The organism is Streptomyces sp. NPDC096311 (genome assembly GCF_044763085.1).
GTDB lineage: Bacteria > Actinomycetota > Actinomycetes > Streptomycetales > Streptomycetaceae > Streptomyces.
The window spans coordinates 68,879-86,383 of sequence record NZ_JBIWFN010000031.1 but is presented as its reverse complement, the minus strand read 5'-3'; the positions used below and the strand labels follow the sequence as shown (position 1 = coordinate 86,383).

Here is a 17,505-nt window from a genome sequence, read left to right as displayed (position 1 = left end):
CCGACGGGAGGGCCGATGATCACCTCCCGTACAGGGGGTGGACCGGTCACGGCCACGCAACCGCTCGGCGGTTACGTGGCCGACCAGTTACTCCGACTGTGCCAAGCCATGGGTCTCGAACCGTCCGACGGCGAGATCTACGCGCGTGTTCTGACCGACTGTCTCGGTCCCGTCGCGGAGCGTCCGCTGGACGAACCGCCGTCCTACCCGAGTTTCCTGTCCGACGACCACACACCGGTGGAGTACTCCCTCGCCTTCGTGCCGGACGCGCCCCCGACCCTGCGCGTGCTGCTGGAACCGGGGTACGGCGCCGAAGGCCTGGCGGAGAACGGGCGCGTCGGACTGCGTGTGGTGCGGGCCATGGCGGAGCGCTGGGGCTTCGCCACCGACCAACTCGACCGGCTGGAGGACCTGTTCTTCCCACCGGCCCCCGAGGGCCCGCTGGCGCTGTGGCTGGCCCTGGAGTTGCGGCCCGGCGGAGTCCCCAAGGTCAAGGTCTATCTGAACCCGGCGGCGTCCGGGGCGGATCGGGCCGCCGAGACGGTGCGTGAGGCGCTGGAGCGACTCGGCCACCGGCAGGCGTTCGCCGCGCTGCCCCGGGCCGACGGCTATCCGTTCCTCGCCCTCGACCTCGGGGACTGGGATACACCCCGGGTGAAGGTCTACGTCACCCATCGGAACCTGGCCGCCGCCGACGCCGGTGAACTGCCCCGCACGGACCCCGGGCCACGGCCCGAGACCGTACGGGAGTTCCTGCGGGTCGCGGCGGGTCTCGACGGCTCGCCGCAGCCCTCCGGCGCCGGGAAAGGCGTACGGCTGGAGGGGCGCCCCGTGCTCTCCTGCCACTCCTTCACGGAGTCCGGGACCGGTCTGCCGAGCGGCTTCACCCTCCACGTGCCGGTCAGGGACTACGTCCGGCACGACGGAGAAGCCTATGCGCGAGCGGTGGCCGTGCTGCGCCGACACGGCATGGACACCGCGGCGCTCGACCGGTCGCTGGCCACCGTCACCTCACGGCTGCTGCACGAAGGCGTGGGGCTCATCGCCTATCTGGCGCTGGTGTACGAGCGGGGCCGACCGCCCCGCGTGACCGCGTACATCTCCTCGGAGGCGTACGCGGTACGGCCGCCGTTGCCGGCCCAGCCGCCCCATCAGACGTTCTCCCCCCATCGCACGGCGGGTACCGAGCCGCGCGAGACCCTCCACTCAGTAGGAAACGGAAAGGCAGGCGCAGAAATCAGGATGGAGCCGTACCGGATCAAGGTCGTCGAACCTATCCCGCTCACGACCCCCCAGCAGCGCAAGACGGCACTCGAACGAGTGCACTACAACCTGTTCGATCTGCGCGCGGAAGAGGTGACCATCGATCTGCTGAGCGACTCGGGGACCGGTGCGCTGTCCTCGGCGCAGCTCGCCGTGGGCATGGCCGGTGACGAGTCCTACGCGGGCTCGCGATCCTTCTACCGTTTCCGGGACACGGTGGCGGAACTGACCGGCTTCAGCCACATCCTGCCGGCCCACCAGGGGCGAGCGGCGGAACGACTCCTGTTCTCCAACCTCCTCAAACCCGGCGACACCGTCCTGTCCAACACGCACTTCGACACCACCCGCGCCAATGTGGAGCTGGCGGGCTGTGTGGCCCGCGACCTGCCCTGCGCCGAGGCGCGGAACCTGGACAGCTCGGAGCCCTTCAAGGGGAACATCGACCTCGAGGCCCTGGAGCGGGGGCTGACCGAGACGACCGGCTCACGTGTCGCCGCGGTCGTCATGACCATCACCAACAACGGCGGTGGCGGTCAGCCCGTCTCCATGGAGAACCTGCGGCGGACCTCCGAACTCTGCCGCCGGCACGGTGTCCCCCTGATCCTGGACGCCGCCCGGTTCGCCGAGAACGCCTGGCTGGTCACCCGGCACGAGGCGGCCTACAAGGACCGCACCCCGCGCCAGGTCGCCGAAGAGGCGTTCCGACTCGCCGACGGCTGTGTGATGAGCGCCAAGAAGGACGGCATCGTCCATATCGGCGGCTTCATCGGACTGAACGATCCGGAACTCGCCCAGAAGTGCGAACTCCTCCTCATCGCCACCGAGGGGTTCCCCACCTACGGGGGTCTGGCCGGACGCGACCTGGACATGATCGCCCAGGGACTCCAGGAGGTGACCGAACCTTCCTACCTCGCGGAGCGGGCGGAGAGCGCCGACCATCTGGCCCAGCGGGTCCGCGCCGCCGGTGTGGACATCCTGGAGCCGCCCGGTCTGCACGCCATCTACCTCAACGCGGGCCGGCTGCTGCCCCACATACCGCCCCACCAGTACCCCGGCCACGCTCTCGCCTGCCGGCTCTACCTGGAGGGCGGCATCCGGTCGGCCGAACTGGGGTCGCTGTACCTCGGTGAGGAGGACGAGGACGGGAACCCGGTCAAGAGCCCGCCGTACGAGCTGGTGAGGCTGGCGCTGCCGCGGCGCGTCTACACGCGCAGCCACTACGACCACGTCGGCAGAACCCTGGAGACCATCGCCAAGAACGCGGAGTCCGTGCACGGCTACCGGATCGTGGAACAGTCCCCGATCCTGCGGCACTTCCGCGCCAAGCTCCAGCCCGTGACCGTCTAGCGGGCGGCGGAGACGCCGTCCTGAGGCCGCTGCCCGGTCACGTCGTTCACGATGGGACCGGGCAGCGGCTCGGCGGCGCCCGGCCGCTCCTACCCGAAGTGGCTGTCGGTGATCTCCCCGTCCTCCGTGGCCGCGTGGGCGACACAGCGGAAGGCGCGGAGTCCGTCGGACCACTGCTGGGCGGTCGGCGGCAGGATGTCCGTGCTCCACCGGCCGGTGACGGCCCGTCCGGCGGCCGTCCGGGACTTCAGCATGACCTCCTGCGAGCACAGCGCCTTGACGGTGGGGTGCTTGATCAGGTCCCGGGCGTTGTTCGTCATCCCGTCCTTGGGCAGCGGGGCGATGGCGAAGGTCTCCCACACGTGCTTCACCCGGCAGTCCGCGAGGCTGACTGTGATCGTCCCCGAGATGTCGGTGATGCCGCTCCAGCACTCGGGGGTCGTGACGCACCGGCCGCCCGCGCCGTCGACCGTGGCGGCCGGGCAGTCCCGGGTGGTGGTCGACACCCCACCGAACCCCGCGCTCACGGCGGACGTGGAGACGGACGGCCGGGACGCGGTCGAGGAGGACTTGGGGGTGCCGGACCCCCCACCCCCGTAGGTGATGACGGTGACCGAGACGCCCACCGAGACCGCCACCGCCGCCACCGCGGCGATCAGCCGGGGGCGCCGCCTCTTCTTCTGCCGGTCCCGCGACGCCGGGGCGGCGGTCGTGCCCGGCGGAGCGGGTTCGGGCGGCGGCGTGGTGTCCCGCCGCGCGGGGACGGTGGTGGTCCGGCCGCCGGGTACGGGACCGAAGCCGACCCGGTCGGCGCTGTCCACGTCGACGGCGGCGAGCGCGTCACGCAGTGCCCCGGCGTCGGACAGCCGGCGCGCCGGGTCCGCCACCAGGGCCCGCCCGAGCACCTCGTTGAGGGCCGTCGGCACTCCCGGCAGGCCGGGGTAGGGCCAGGTGTGCCGCACGATGAGTTCCGCGAGACTGAGCTGGGTGCCGTCCTCGGGGAAGTGCGGCGGGCGGCCCCGCAGCAGGGCGTAGACCGTGGCGGCGAGCGAGTACACATCGCCGGCCGGGGTCGGTTCGGCCAGGTGGAACGCCTCCGGCGGAGCGTACGCGGGGGTCAACGCCTCCCGTGTGACCGACAGTTCCCGGTCCGGCCGGGGCATGGCCGCGAGGCCGAAGTCGGCGAGCGCGACACCGCCGTACCGGTTGATCAGGATGTTGCCGGGTTTGATGTCCCGGTGCAGCACCCCGGCGGTGTGTGCCGCGGCCACCGCGTCGGCTATGCCCACGCCGATGTCGCGGGCCTCCTTCACGGACAGGGGGCCCTGGAGGTGCAGACGATCACCCAGGGAGCCGCCGGGGCACAGTTCGAGCACCATGTACGGGCGGTTGTCGCCGAACACCCCGGCGTCGTACACCGGGACCACGTGCGGATGCCCGGACAGCTGCCCGGCGGCGGTGACCTCCCGCATGAACCGCTGCCGGTCGCGGGGCGAGTCGAGCACCCTGCTGTCCACCTTGAGCGCCACCTCGCGGCCCACGGCCAGCTGCCGCGCCCGGTACACCGTGGCGAACCCGCCCTGGCCCAGGACCTCCTGGATCTCGTACCCGGCCAGTTGCATGCGTTCGAACCCCATCGTGCCCGTCATCCCCCAGCGCAGGACCACCCCCGCGGCAGCAGGTCTGGCCGGGGACCGCGCCGACTCTAGCGGAGGCCTTCGTCAGGACAGCCGGCCCACATGGGCCAGGGCCTGCTTGAGGAGGGCTCCGTGGCCGCCCGGCATCTCGCCCAGGACCGCGGGCGACGAGGCCTCCTCGGGGCTGAACCAGACCAGGTCGAGGGCGTCCTGCCGGGGGCGGCAGTCGCCGGTCACCGGGACGATGTAGGCGAGCGAGACCGCGTGCTGGCGGGGGTCGTGGAACGGCGTGACGCCCACCGTGGGGAAGTACTCGGCGACGGTGAAGGGCTGGGGCGAGGCCGGGATGCGGGGGAGCGCCACCGGGCCGAGGTCCTTCTCCAGGTGGCGCAGGAGGGCGTCCCTGACCCGCTCGTGGTGCAGCACCCGGCCCGAGACGACGGTGCGGCTGACCGTCCCGTCCGGCCCTATGCGCAGCAGCAGTCCGATGCTGGTGACTTCGCCGTTGTCGTCGACGCGGACCGGCACGGCCTCGACGTACAGGATCGGCATGCGTGCGCGCGCGCTTTCGAGTTCGTCGGGCGTCAGCCAGCCCGGCGTGGTCTCGGTCATGTCAGACATTGGGTGATCATACTTTCAACCCTTCCGGATCCGCGCGCAGTGCTCGCCGTGGTGTCTGGTGGCCATTGTCATCACCCACAACGTGCGCGCGGTGGAACGGATACGCCGACTGGCCGGATCGTTAGAGAAGACCGCCGGATGCGCAGGGCGGTCGGCGGGCCAGGAGAGCAGCTGTCGGGCCAGGAGGGCGGCCGTCGCGTCAGTAGGGCAGCAGGCGACCCGACGGTGTCCTGCGGTCGATCGTCACCTCGCGCGCGGTGGCGGGGCGACGGCTGGGGCGAATGCGGATCTGGCGGTTCATGGCGGCCTCCTCGGACTCGTACAACCAGCTTCCACGCCACCGCGCTCACGCGCGTCGTGCTCACGGGTCACCCGCACCTCCCCCTGAGGGGCGGACGCGCGACCCGGTCGTCCTACCAAGGAGGGATGCCGACCCTGGGGCACGGTCCGGCGCGATGCCGTGCTCTCCGGGCTTATCCCCATTCCGCCTTCGCGTACTCCGTCGCCATGCCACCGGCGACGTCGCGTCCGGTGAGGTGGACGCCCCCGAGATGGCCGCGAGGTACGCCGGGCGCCGCCATCCGAGTGAAGGCGGGCTCCCGTGCGCCCCGGGTGAACCTCGTCCGTGCGCCCCACGTGAGCGTCGTCGAGGGTTAACCCTCGATTGCCTCCCGTCCGCATGACATGTCTAAGTCAAGCTGCCATTCTTCTTCCTCACCTGCCGGACAGGCCTCACACGGTCTGCGCAGGGGCCCCGCACTGCTCAGCTCGTCCCGGTCAGCACATCCCGTCTGCCCGGGTCTGTCACCGGCCGTCGACGCGCGGCCGCAGCAGTAGGAGTACGAGTGAGACGAATCCCCCGTCAGGCGGTCGCGGCCGGAGCGCTGGCGGCCACCGCCGCGTTCCTGGCCGTCGGCATACAGACGGTCCCCGCGGCCGCCAAGCCTGCCGCCCCCCACCCCAGTCCGCTGCGCACCGGAGGCCTGGAGGCCAAGCTCACCCCTGCCCAGCACTCGGCACTGCTGAAGAGCGCGGCACAGAAGACCACGGCGACCGCCGGCACCCTGGGCCTCGGGGCCAAGGAGAAGCTGGTCGTCAAGGACGTCGTCAAGGACCAGGACGGTACGCTCCACACCCGCTACGAGCGCACCTACGCCGGCCTGCCGGTGCTGGGCGGCGACGTGATCGTCCACACCCCGCCGGCCTCCCTCGCCGCCGGCACGGTGAGCAGCACCTTCAACAACAAGCGGACCGTCAAGGTCGCCTCCACCACCGCGACCTTCACCAAGTCCGCCGCCGCGAGCAAGGCGCTGAAGGCCGCCAAGTCCCTGGCCGCCGAGAAGCCCACCACCGACAGTGCCCGCAAGGTGATCTGGGCCGGCAGCGGCACCCCGAAGCTTGCCTGGGAGACCGTGATCGGCGGCCTCCAGGACGACGGCACCCCGAGCCAGCTGCACGTCATCACCGACGCCACCACCGGCCAGGAGCTCTACCGCTACCAGGGCATCAAGACCGGCACGGGCAACACCCAGTACAGCGGCACGGTCACGCTGAACACCACGCTGTCCGGATCGACGTACCAGCTGTACGACACCACGCGCGGCGGCCACAAGACGTACAGCCTCAACAACGGCACGTCGGGCACGGGCACGCTGATGACCGACTCCGACGACACGTGGGGCACCGGAGCCGGCTCGAACACCCAGACGGCCGGCGCGGACGCCGCCTACGGCGCCCAGGAGACCTGGGACTTCTACAAGAACACCTTCGGCCGCAGCGGCATCAAGAACGACGGGGTCGCGGCCTACTCGCGCGTCCACTACAGCTCGGCGTACGTCAACGCCTTCTGGGACGACAGCTGCTTCTGCATGACCTACGGCGACGGCTCGGGCGGCACCCACGCGCTCACCTCGCTCGACGTGGCCGGACACGAGATGAGCCACGGTGTCACCTCCAACACGGCGGGCCTGGACTACAGCGGTGAGTCCGGCGGCCTCAACGAGGCGACCTCCGACATCTTCGGCACCGGCGTGGAGTTCTACGCCAACAACTCCAGCGACGTCGGCGACTACCTCATCGGCGAGAAGATCGACATCAACGGCGACGGCACGCCGCTGCGTTACATGGACAAGCCGAGCAAGGACGGCGGCTCCGCGGACAGTTGGTACTCCGGCGTCGGCAACCTGGACGTCCACTACTCCTCGGGCCCGGCGAACCACATGTTCTACCTGCTCTCCGAGGGCAGCGGCACCAAGGTCATCAACGGCGTCACGTACAACAGCACGACCTCCGACGGAGTCGCCGTCGCGGGCATCGGCCGGGCCGCGGCCCTGCAGATCTGGTACAAGGCGCTGACGTCGTACATGACGTCCAGCACCAACTACGCGGGCGCCCGCACCGCCGCCCTGAACGCGGCCACCGCCCTCTACGGCGCCAGCTCCACCCAGTACGCGGGGGTGGCGAACGCCTTCGCGGGCATCAACGTCGGCAGCCATGTCACGCCGCCGTCGAGTGGGGTGACCGTCACCAACCCGGGCAGCCAGTCCTCCACCGTCGGCACCGCGGTGAGCCTGCAGATCTCGGCCAGCAGCACCAACACCGGCTCGCTGAGCTACGCCGCGACCGGGCTGCCCACCGGCCTGTCGATCAACAGCTCCACGGGAGCGATCACCGGGACACCGACCACCGCCGGAACGTACAGCACCACGGTCACCGTCACGGACAGCACCGGAGCCACCGGAACGGCGTCCTTCACCTGGACCGTCAGCTCCTCCGGCGGCGGCACCTGCACCTCGACCCAGTTGCTCGGCAACCCGGGCTTCGAGTCGGGCAACACCACCTGGACCGCGACCAGCGGCGTCATCACCAACTCCAGCAGCCAGGCGGCGCACGCCGGTTCGTACAAGGCATGGCTGGACGGCTACGGCTCGACGCACACCGACACGCTCTCCCAGTCGGTGACGATCCCGTCCGGCTGCAAGGCCAGCTTCACCTTCTACCTGCACATCGACAGCGCGGAGACGACCACCAGCACCGCGTACGACAAGCTGACGGTCACCGCGGGCACCACCACGCTGGCGACGTACTCCAACCTCAACAAGGCCACGGGGTACACACAGAAGACCTTCGACCTGTCCTCGTTCGCCGGTACCACCGTCGCCCTGAAGTTCAGCGGGGTCGAGGACTCCTCGCTCCAGACCAGCTTCGTCGTCGACGACACCGCCGTCACGACCAGCTGATCGATCCGATCGACACCGTCTGACGCCTCCCCGGCAACAGCCGCGACGTGGGTCACCCGCCAGGGTGGCCCACGTCGCGTCGGTGTGTCGTCGTTCGGTGTGTCGTCGTTCCCTTGATCTCCGTCGTTCCCGTGAAGTCGTCGTTCCCGTGCCGGCTCAGGCGAGGGCGAGGAAGAGCTTCTCGAGTTCGGCCTCGGACATCGGGGGCGTCTCGTCGTCGGCCGCGGCCATGCACTGGCGCATCCCGCTGGCGACGATCTTGAATCCGGCGCGGTCGAGGGCGCGGGAGACGGCGGCGAGTTGGGTGACCACGTCCTTGCAGTCGCGGCCGGCCTCGATCATGGCGATGACGCCGGCGAGCTGCCCCTGGGCGCGGCGCAGGCGGTTGAGGATTGCGGTACTGGCTTCCTCGTCGACGGACATGGCCATGGGGTGGGTCCTCCTCGGAGTAGTGCTGTTCAGTTTACCCCCTGGGGTATCAATGGGGCGGCTGTCCGATCACCTCCACCAGCCGGCCCGGCCGGTCCGATGACCTTCTTTATCCCGGGATCGTCAACCAGTCGGCTCGCCCGGGCGGCCGCTGGGGACGGGTCGCCGAGGGGGCGAGAGAGCCGAGCCCGGCGGCGAGAACGAGCCAGACGCCCACGACGACTTTCGGGGTGGCGGTGGTCCCTCGCGGCGGCCCGGCCCGTTCCCGGGGCCCTCGCCGTGGTCCGAGGTCGGCCCTCGGGTGCCCGTCCGCGGTCGAGGAATGTGGCCCGATCGACCCCCGCGCCGCTGAGGCGGAAGTGATTTCGGCCCCCTTTTGATGCGGCCCCGCTCATGGCGTGACGTTTCCGCAGACGTGAGGTGTCGAACGTGCATGCATGAAATGTGTAGCACGGTATGGGGTGCGCCGGAACACGGTCCTCCGTTTTCCATGCGGATGAGTGGTCCGTATTCCCTCTGGTTTGTTGGTGTGTTGACTCGGAAAAGAACCTTCGCGACGGGTGGGGATAGGCCGTGCGAATATTCCGATTCGCACCAGGGAATCAAGCTCGGGGCCATGAATCACAGGGAATTGCTAGACCACTTAGATGAGGGCGGAATCGTCGACCGAGGGATTGATCGAGCGAGCCGCGAATCCCAGGAAGAGGTGCGACGCGAGTTCTCCTGGGATGTGATCGCCAGTCACCGGGAGCGACTCATGAGGCTGGTCCGCCGCCGGCTGCCGAATGCCCAGGACGCGGAGGACTGCGTTCAGGAAGCGATGCTCAGAGCGGCGGCCCACGGCAATCTCGACCAGGACCGGATCGGTCCCTTTCTGACCTCGGTCGCCCTGCGTCTTTGTGTGGACCACTACCGCGAACTGGAGCGGAGACGGCGACTGTTGCGCCGCGCGGCGGACGTGGGCGGACCCGAGCTGCCGGACGAAGGTGTGTGCGACCAGGACTTCGGACGCTGGCTGCTCGGCCAGGTGCACCTGCTGCGGGGCCGGGAGCGACAGGTGGTCCTCGCTCGCGCCCACGGGATCTCCACGCTGGAATTCGCCCGCATGCACCAGATCTCGGTCAAGGCGGCCGAAGGCGCGTTCACCCGGGGGCGGGCTCGGCTGAGGCTGGTCTGCGCCAGGGCCCTCGACGGCGCCGCGGCATAACGGATTTCCGCCTTCCTTCCGCGTCCGGCGAAAGCCGGGAGCGGGGACGAAAACGGCTCCCGAATTCCGGGAGTGCGGATGAGATGGAAAGGGTAGTGACCGTGAGCAAGAACAACACCCAGGACACCATCAAGGATTTCATCGGCGATATTGCCGACAGCACCAAGAAGGCATTCGATGAAATCCTCGACCGGAAAGGCGATGATTCGCATTCCATGGACTGGCTCACCCCGGGGAATCCGTATCAGGCGCTGAACGGTCTCCCCGGCGATGTGCTGCGGACGGTCAGCGCGCTGTCCGCCCTCGGCGGCGTGGCCAACCCCGTGGCCGCACTCGCCAACGCGGCCAACGCCGCGGCCGGCCTCGGCGCCGCCAACCCGCTCGCCGCTCTCGCCGGCGCGGCCCCCAACCCGCTGGCCGCACTGGGCGGTGGGGCGCCCAATCCACTCGCGGCCCTGACGGGCGGCGGCGCGAACCCGCTCGGCGCCCTCGGCGGTGCCAATCCGCTGGGCGCGCTCGGACAGGTCGCCGGCGGGGCGGCCTCGGCCGTCTCGGGTGCGGCCGACATGGCGGAGGGCCTGGCCGCGCTGCCCCGGCAGATCGCCCAGCTCTCCGAGCTCGTCTCCTCCCTGGTGAACGTGCTGGAGGGCGTCCAGGGGGTGGCCGGCGCCATGGCGGGCGCCGGGCGGGCACCGGCGGCGAGGAAGAGCGGCTGATCCGCCGCTGATCCGGGGCTCACCGGGCGCGTACCGCCTCACCTCGGGTGAGTGATCGCGCCGCATGACCCACGTGCGTGGGCGATCGCACGGATGACCGACGGAACTCGTCAGGCACAGGAGGTTGTGACACATGGGTGCCATGCTCGGCAGTCGGCTCCGGCTGGTTGTGAAGGTGCTGGGAAGCCTCGTCGCCGACGAGGTCGGCCAGGTGACGCGGGAGCGCCGGCGGTCCCGGCAGGACCCGAACTCCCCGGCGGAAGGCGAGGCCTCCGCCGGGGACGGGACCACCTCCGTGGACGGGGCACGCCGTGCGAAGGCGGTGCGGCACGCCCTGGAGAGCCTCGGCCCGTTCTATGTGAAGCTCGGCCAGATCCTCTCCACCCGGCCCGACATGGTGCCCGCCTCCATGATCGGCGAACTGCAGAACCTCCACGACCAGGTCGACGTCCAGCCCTTCGCCCTCTTCGAGCCCGTGCTCCAGGAGGAGCTGGGACTGGACTGGAAGCGCCGCTTCGACGACATCGAGACGGTTCGCCCGCTCGGGGCGGCCTCACTGGCCCAGGTCTACCGGGTGACCCTGCCCGGGGGCCGGCCCGCCGTGGTGAAGATCCAGCGGCCCGGGATCCGGGACACCGTCCGCGCGGACATGGCCCTGATGCGCAAGGCGTCCCGGATCGTCGCCCGTACCGCACCCCGCTTCAACGAGGTCATCGACGTCGAGGCGATGCTCGGCTCCATCTTCGACGCGATGGAACCCGAGCTGGACTTCACCGGCGAGGCCCGCAACATGGACGAGGCCCGCGAGAACATCCGCCGCTACCCGTCGCTGTCCGTGCCCCGGGTCGTCCACGCCACCCCCAAGGTGCTGATCCAGTCACTGGCACCCGGCACCTCCGTACGCCATCTCGACCGCCGCTCGTTCAGCGACCGGGAGCGCACGGACATCGGCAAGGACCTGCTGCGCTTCATGTACCGCGGGTACTTCGTCGACCGGATGTTCCACGCCGACCCGCACGCGGGCAACGTCTTCGCACTGCCCGGCGGCCCGGCCACCCTCATCGACTGGGGCATGGTCGGCCGCCTCGACCGGCGCACCAGCCTCCAGCTGCTGCCCCTGCTCATGGCCATCGCGCAGAACGACGGCCACGGTCTCGCCCACGCGTGGGCCGACATGGGCAGGGTCACCGCCTGGTCGAACCTGCCCGCGTTCGCCGCCGACATGGCCGCGCTGGTCCCCAAGGTCGCCACCGCCTCCCTGGAGGACATCAACTTCGGGGTGTCCCTGACCACCGTCCTGGAGAAGGCGACCCGGCGGGGCATCGGCTCGGCGCCCGCCATCTCCCTGCTCGGCAAGTCCTTCGCGAACCTGGAGGGTTCGGTGCGCTGTCTCGCGCCGGACATCGCCCTCGCGGAGGTCTTCAAGGCGGAGGCGCGCGGGATCATCCTGGCCCTGATCCGCGAGTACTTCTCCGTGGACCAGGTCGCCCGCAACACGATGGACCTCCTCTCGGCCGCCGCGTCCGCACCCGAACAGTGGCGCGGGCTGCTCTCCGACGCGGCCAACCGCCAGTTCGCGCTCCAGCTCCACGAGCCGCACACGCCCTCGTCCATGGGCGGGCAGCGGCCCTGGTCACCCTCGCGCGGGCTCATGGCGCTGGGCGCCGCGGCCCTGTTCCTCGACCGCCGCCGCACGCCCCGCTGACCCACCCCGCCGTCCGATCCACCCTCAGCGACCCGCCCCATCCACCGCCCAAGTCAACGGCACGCACAAAGGAATCACCCATGCCCATGCAGCAACACGACGCTCAGCGCGAAGCGGCTCCCGGCGCCCTGGACGGGGTCTCGGAGACGGCCCTGTGGACCGTCCGCATGCGGGCCCATGAATCCGCGCGGGCGGACGCCCTCTTCGACGACCGGCTCGCGGGCGAGTTCCTGAACGCCGCCGGGGCGGCCGGCGCCCCGCCGGGAGCCGGCGTCCTGCAGAAGGTGCTGCCCGACTGGCTGGCCGTCCGCACCCGCTTCTTCGACGACCACCTGCTCGCCACGACCCGGGAGGGACGCACGCAGGTCGTCCTGCTGGGAGCGGGGCTCGACACCCGTGCCTTCCGGCTCGACTGGCCCGCCGGAACCCATGTCTTCGAGGTCGACCTGCCGGCCGTACACACCTTCAAGGCACGGGTCGTCGATGGACGTACGCCGGACACCGCCCGGCGCACCACGGTCGCCGCCGACCTGCTGGGCGACTGGCGCGGCGCTCTGCTCGCCGCCGGGTTCGACCCCGGCCGGCCCACCGCCTGGCTGTGCGAGGGGCTGCTCTTCTACCTGGCACCGGAGGCGGTGGAACGTCTGATCGGCACGGTGAGCGCGCTCTCCGCACCGGGCAGCAGCCTCGGCGCCGAGTGCCTCAACGCCGACACCGCCGACTCGCCCTTCGTGAAGCCCTGGCTGGAGGCCCTGTCCGGCTCGGGGACACCGTGGGTGTGGCACCTCGCCGACGCGGAGCGCTGGTGGGGCGGCTACGGCTGGCAGGCGCGCGTCGCGGACCTGCTGGCCCTGCCCTACGCCGTCGAGCGGTTCGCCCCGCATCTGGCCGCGTTCTCGGGGGTCGAGAAGGACAGCATGATCCTGGTCACCGCGACGACTCCGGACGGCGGGACGAGCCCGGTCGGCGGGCGGTGACCGTGGACGGCCACAATCTCTGCCAGACCCCCACCACCTACCGGCTGCTGCGCCTCGAATACCTGCTCGGGCTCCTGGTGGCCGCGGGATTCTTCCTCGCGCACCTGGCCGAGGTGCGCTGGTGGGTCGCCGTCGTCCTGTTCGTCTACGTCGACGTCATCGGCTATCTGCCGGGCGCGCTCGCCTACCACCGCAGTCCCGACCAGCAGGTCTCCCGCGTCTACTACGTGCTCTACAACACCATGCACAGCCTGAGCGTGCAGGGGGCGGTCCTCGGTGCCTGGGTCCTGGCGTACGGCTGGGAGTGGGCGCTGCTGGTCCTGCCCATCCATCTCTTCGGGGACCGGGCGCTGTTCGGCAACTTCGCCAAGTCGTTCACCGTGTCCTTCGAGCCGGTTCCGCACCCCGCGGTGCAGGGCCCGCTGCGGGACTTCGCCACCGTGCCCTGGCACGAGGCGGCGGTGCGGTGAGCGCCGCACCGGCGCCGGCCGACACGGAGGCGTACGAGATGCTGCGCCGGTACGGCAGCCACAGCAGCGCCTTCCTCGCGATGAACAGCGGGAACCGCCGATTCCACACGGACGGTGTCGACGGCTTCGTCCCGTACCGGGAGGCCGGCCGACGACACCTGTTCCAACTGGGCGGACCCGTATGCGCGGTGGAGGACCGGCCGAGCCTGCTGACCGCGCTGCTCGCACGGGCCGACAGCGAGCGACGCCGGGTCGCCGCCGTCCAGCTCTCCCGCCCGCAGGCCGAACTGCACGCCGGGCACGGCTTCGTCGTCAACCAGTTCGGCGCCTCCTTCAGCATCGCTCTCGACGGGTACAGCCTCGGCGGACAGCGCATGGTCAAGGTGCGCAACATGGTCAACCGAGCCCGCAGAGAAGGGGTTTCGGTCGCCGAGGTGCCCGCCGAGGAGCGGGACGGCGCGAAGGTCACCGCGACCCTCGACGCCGTGGACGCCGCCTGGCTGCGCGCCAAGGGCCGGCACGTCAAGGAACTCGAGTTCCTGATCGGCGAACGCGGCGGCCCCGGCGCACCGCACCGGCGCCTGTTCACCGCCGTCCACGAGGGACGGACGGTCGGCTACGTGTCGTACTCACCCGTCTTCGGTGAACACGCCGGCTGGCTGTACGACCTCACACGGCGGCTCCCGGACGCACCGCCCGGCACGGTGGAGCTGCTGTTCGCCACCGCCCTGCGCCGGTTCCAGGACGAGGGCTGCGGCTGGCTGCACCTCGGCTTCACCCCGTTCGTCCAGCTCGCCCCGGACACGGCCGCGCCCGGCCCGACCAGCGCCTTCCTGCACCGCTGCGTGGAGGTGCTGGCCGCCAAGGGACGCGCCATCTATCCGGCGGCCGCCCAGGAGTCCTTCAAGCTCAAATGGCGCCCACAGCTGATCGAACCGGAGTACCTGGCCTTCCAGGGCCGGGTGAGCCCCGGCGCCGTCTGGCAGCTGATGCGCCTCACCAAGTCGGTCTGACCCGCTCCAGGGTCCCGGCCGTCCTCATGACTCAGAAAGGCTGAAATGACCACATCCATCGAGAAGTTCCCGGTGGAGGCCGACCGCCACCGCGCCCCGGGTCTCCTGGAAGGCGCGCTGCGCACCGAACTGACACCGGAGGGCTGCGACCTCGGCTACTGGTTCCGGGCCGTACCGGAAGGCACCCTCGGCGGCGATCCCCTGGGCCGTTCCCCGGACGTGCCGGTGCCGGACCACATGATGGTGGACGGGCCGCTGCGCCAGGCCGTCATGCAGGAGCTCGCCTTCCGCTCGATGGCGGAGGAGAAGGCGGCCCGCGCCATCTCCTTCCTCGTCGCGTACGCCCCCGACCTCGCCGGGATGGACTTCTACACCTCCCAGCTGATGGACGAGGCCCGCCACGCCTACGCCTTCCGCGGTCATCTGCTCGAACTGGGCGTACCACAGGGCGAGTTGGAAGCCACCATGGAGTCGCTCGCGGGGAGCGACCGGGACGCCGTCCTGAACCCTCTGGAGGAGTTCGGGCTCGCCGTCATGGAGAAGGAACGCGACTACATCGGCGGCGTGATCACCCTCACCGTCCTGGTGGAGGGGGTCCTCGCGCCCACCGCCGAGCTGAGCGAGCGCAAATGGCGGCCCTTCGACGCGCCCGCCGCCGAGATCGAACGCGCCGCGGGCATCGACGAGATCCGGCATCTGTCCGTGGGCACCACGATCGTCCGCCGCCATGTCCGGCAGCACCCGGAGGACCTGGAGCGGATCGGCGAACTCGTCGCGCGCGGGATGCGGTTGTGGTCCGAACTCCCGGTGCAGCAGCTGACCTTCCGCCGCGAACAGCTCTATCAGCAGGGACTGGAACAGCACCGCGACCTCGTCGGCGACTACGAGCTGTGGCCGGGCCGCCGCCTGGTCGACACCACCGCCGAGGAACGGATGCTCGCCGCCGCGGAATGGTCGCGCGTCACCCAGGAAGCGCGCCTCACCGACATGGGCCTGACCCCGTGAACAGTCCGCGCACACCTGCCCGCATCGCGGGCGTCCAACAACGGAAGGGTCGGTGGCACACCGATGACCGACAGCCCGGCAGTCAACTCCTCACCGTATGAACCGGCCGCGCAGGACGAGGACTTCCGCGAACTGACCCGGCGCGTCCAGGCCGCCGGGCTCATGCGGCCCCGCACGGGCCAGTACGTGACCGGGATCGCGGTGGTCTGGTTGATGAACGCTCTCGGGTGGGCCGCGCTGGTCTTCTCCGGCGGCACCTGGTGGAAGGTGGTCCTGGCCGCGGTCTGGCTCGCCGTCTGGCACGAGCAGCTCGCCTTTCTCGTGCACGACGCGGGACACCGTCAGATCACCCGGTCCCGCAAGTTCATCCAGGCCCTCGGCCTGGTCCACGGCAATCTGATGCTCGGGGTCTGCTTCGGCTGGTGGGTGCAGCACCACAACCGGCACCACAACCACCCCAACCACCTGGAGCTCGACCCCGACATCCTGCGGCGCGTGGCCATCTTCGCGCCCGAACAGGCCCAGGACCGCAAGGGATTCGCCCGCTTCCTCGCCGCCAACCAGCGCTATCTGTTCTTCCCGCTGCTGGGTCTCGAAGCCCTGGTGCTGCGGATCGCCGGCGTCATCGCCCTGCGCCGCCGCGCGCTGCGCAAGCCCCTCCTGGAGGGCGGCCTGATGGTGCTGCACGCGGTGCTGTTCTTCGGCGCGCTGTTCGTGCTCCTGCCCTGGCCGTCCGTCCTGCTCTTCCTCGCCGTCCACCAGGTCCTCCTCGGCTATCTGCTCGGCCTCGCCTTCGCCGTCAACCACAAGGGCCTGCCCACCCGCGTGGGCAAGGAGTGGAGCTGGCTGGAGCGTCAGGTCCTCACCTCGCGCACCCTGCCCACCGGATACATCGGCGACTTCTTCTACGGCGGTCTCAACTACCAGATCGAGCATCACCTCTTCCCCGGCATGCCCAGGGCGGCGCTGCGCCGGGCCTATCCGCTCGTCAAGCAGTTCTGCGTCGAGCGGGAGATCCCGTACGTCGAGACGGGCGTCCTGGAGTCGTACCGCGACCTCGCCGAGCATCTCGGCTCCGCGAGCGAAGTTCTCCGTGGCACCACGGCCACGGCCTGAAGAAAAGGAAACCGGACGCAATGACGTTCTCGGTCAAGGCGAAATCGAAGATGTTCCCGCTGTCCCGCCTCGGCAGGAGGTCGGTGCTGGGCGCCGCCCTCCTGGCGGGCACGGCCCTGGCCGCCCCCGCGGCCCAGGCCGAACCGGCCGCGGTGCGGGCCGCACCGGTCCCCGACCTCGTGTGCCGCCTCGACGCCGAGGTGAACTTCAGCCCGCCGCTCAGTGTGCGGGTCAAGGAGGCCGAGGTGACCGGGCACATCGGCTACCTCGACTGCCGCTCGCCCAGCGGAGCGGCGCCGGAGCTGACCGACATCGTCTTCGGTGTCGACGGCACCGGAAGATTCGGTGTGTTCCCGCCGACCTTCTCCGTGGAGGGCAACGGCGTGGGCACCTGGAACACGGGTGAGGTCGGCAGCCTCTACTTCAAGGGCGACCTCAAGCAGGGCAGCCCCGTGCCTGAGCGCACCGTGACGAGCGGCCCGCTCGCCGGCGACGGGATCAACGGGCTGCAGATCCCCACCCCCCGGTTCGACAAGATCACCCCGGACGGGGTCGCGGGCTTCGACGTCATCGGCCAGGTCTGCTTCTGGCCCGGTGAGAAGGGCCGCTGCACGGCGTTCTGAGCCGACCACGCGAAGGAGGGGGTGGTGGGGGGCCCCGGGGCCCCCCCCCCCCCCCCCCGTCGGGCGCGGCCGGGGCCGACCGGGGCGTGCCACCCCGCACGGCCGCACGAGGCGCCCCCCCGGTGCGGCTCCCGCCC

At 70.6% G+C, this 17,505-nt stretch carries 14 protein-coding genes; 11 read left to right on the top strand and 3 right to left on the bottom strand.

Annotation, left to right across the window (positions count from 1 at the left end):
* The first annotated feature begins 108 nt into the window (after positions 1-108).
* Entirely contained in the window at positions 109-2,610 is a 2,502-nt protein-coding gene (locus ACIRA5_RS48365; protein WP_403703486.1) for a tryptophanase, read from the top strand.
* Positions 2,611-2,699: 89 nt separating this feature from the next.
* Here the strand turns inward: ACIRA5_RS48365 and ACIRA5_RS48360 are convergent, their stop codons facing one another.
* Together ACIRA5_RS48360 and ACIRA5_RS48355 are read right to left on the bottom strand one after the other, a co-directional pair.
* Positions 2,700-4,247 (bottom strand): serine/threonine-protein kinase, encoded by a 1,548-nt coding sequence (locus tag ACIRA5_RS48360; protein WP_403703483.1) that lies wholly within the window; start codon positions 4,245-4,247, stop codon positions 2,700-2,702.
* 84 nt (positions 4,248-4,331) lie between these two features.
* Entirely contained in the window at positions 4,332-4,859 is a 528-nt protein-coding gene (locus ACIRA5_RS48355) for an NUDIX hydrolase family protein (protein ID WP_403703566.1), read from the bottom strand.
* 854 nt (positions 4,860-5,713) lie between these two features.
* Here ACIRA5_RS48355 and ACIRA5_RS48350 point away from each other — a divergent pair.
* Positions 5,714-8,107 (top strand): M4 family metallopeptidase, encoded by a 2,394-nt coding sequence (locus ACIRA5_RS48350; protein WP_403703480.1) that lies wholly within the window; start codon positions 5,714-5,716, stop codon positions 8,105-8,107.
* 156 nt (positions 8,108-8,263) lie between these two features.
* On the opposite strand, the gene ACIRA5_RS48345 is transcribed toward ACIRA5_RS48350, so the two are convergent.
* Positions 8,264-8,530: a metal-sensitive transcriptional regulator gene (locus ACIRA5_RS48345; protein ID WP_095857593.1), complete on the bottom strand. Its 267-nt coding sequence runs from the start codon at positions 8,528-8,530 to the stop codon at positions 8,264-8,266.
* A 712-nt stretch (positions 8,531-9,242) separates the two neighbouring features.
* Here ACIRA5_RS48345 and ACIRA5_RS48340 point away from each other — a divergent pair.
* From ACIRA5_RS48340 to ACIRA5_RS48300, 9 genes are all read left to right on the top strand, one after another.
* Positions 9,243-9,743: an RNA polymerase sigma factor gene (locus ACIRA5_RS48340; protein WP_403703477.1), complete on the top strand. Its 501-nt coding sequence runs from the start codon at positions 9,243-9,245 to the stop codon at positions 9,741-9,743.
* 101 nt (positions 9,744-9,844) lie between these two features.
* Positions 9,845-10,459, top strand: coding sequence for a hypothetical protein (locus tag ACIRA5_RS48335; RefSeq protein ID WP_403703474.1), 615 nt, complete (start codon positions 9,845-9,847; stop codon positions 10,457-10,459).
* A gap of 133 nt (positions 10,460-10,592) precedes the next feature.
* A complete protein-coding gene (locus tag ACIRA5_RS48330) occupies positions 10,593-12,164 on the top strand; it encodes an AarF/ABC1/UbiB kinase family protein (RefSeq protein WP_075030318.1) in 1,572 nt (523 codons plus the stop codon).
* 80 nt (positions 12,165-12,244) lie between these two features.
* Positions 12,245-13,141 (top strand): SAM-dependent methyltransferase, encoded by an 897-nt coding sequence (locus ACIRA5_RS48325; protein ID WP_403703471.1) that lies wholly within the window; start codon positions 12,245-12,247, stop codon positions 13,139-13,141.
* Between the two features lie 2 nt (positions 13,142-13,143).
* Entirely contained in the window at positions 13,144-13,611 is a 468-nt protein-coding gene (locus tag ACIRA5_RS48320; protein WP_217567608.1) for a hypothetical protein, read from the top strand.
* Positions 13,608-14,624, top strand: coding sequence for a bifunctional lysylphosphatidylglycerol flippase/synthetase MprF (locus ACIRA5_RS48315; RefSeq protein ID WP_403703468.1), 1,017 nt, complete (start codon positions 13,608-13,610; stop codon positions 14,622-14,624). The genes ACIRA5_RS48320 and ACIRA5_RS48315 overlap by 4 nt, the downstream gene beginning before the upstream one ends.
* 45 nt (positions 14,625-14,669) lie before the next feature.
* Complete coding sequence (locus ACIRA5_RS48310) at positions 14,670-15,629, top strand: VlmB-like protein (protein WP_403703465.1); 960 nt, start codon at positions 14,670-14,672, stop codon at positions 15,627-15,629.
* A gap of 63 nt (positions 15,630-15,692) precedes the next feature.
* Entirely contained in the window at positions 15,693-16,745 is a 1,053-nt protein-coding gene (locus tag ACIRA5_RS48305) for a fatty acid desaturase family protein (RefSeq protein ID WP_403703462.1), read from the top strand.
* Between the two features lie 20 nt (positions 16,746-16,765).
* Positions 16,766-17,368, top strand: coding sequence for a hypothetical protein (locus tag ACIRA5_RS48300; protein ID WP_403703459.1), 603 nt, complete (start codon positions 16,766-16,768; stop codon positions 17,366-17,368).
* Positions 17,369-17,505: the final 137 nt, after the last annotated feature.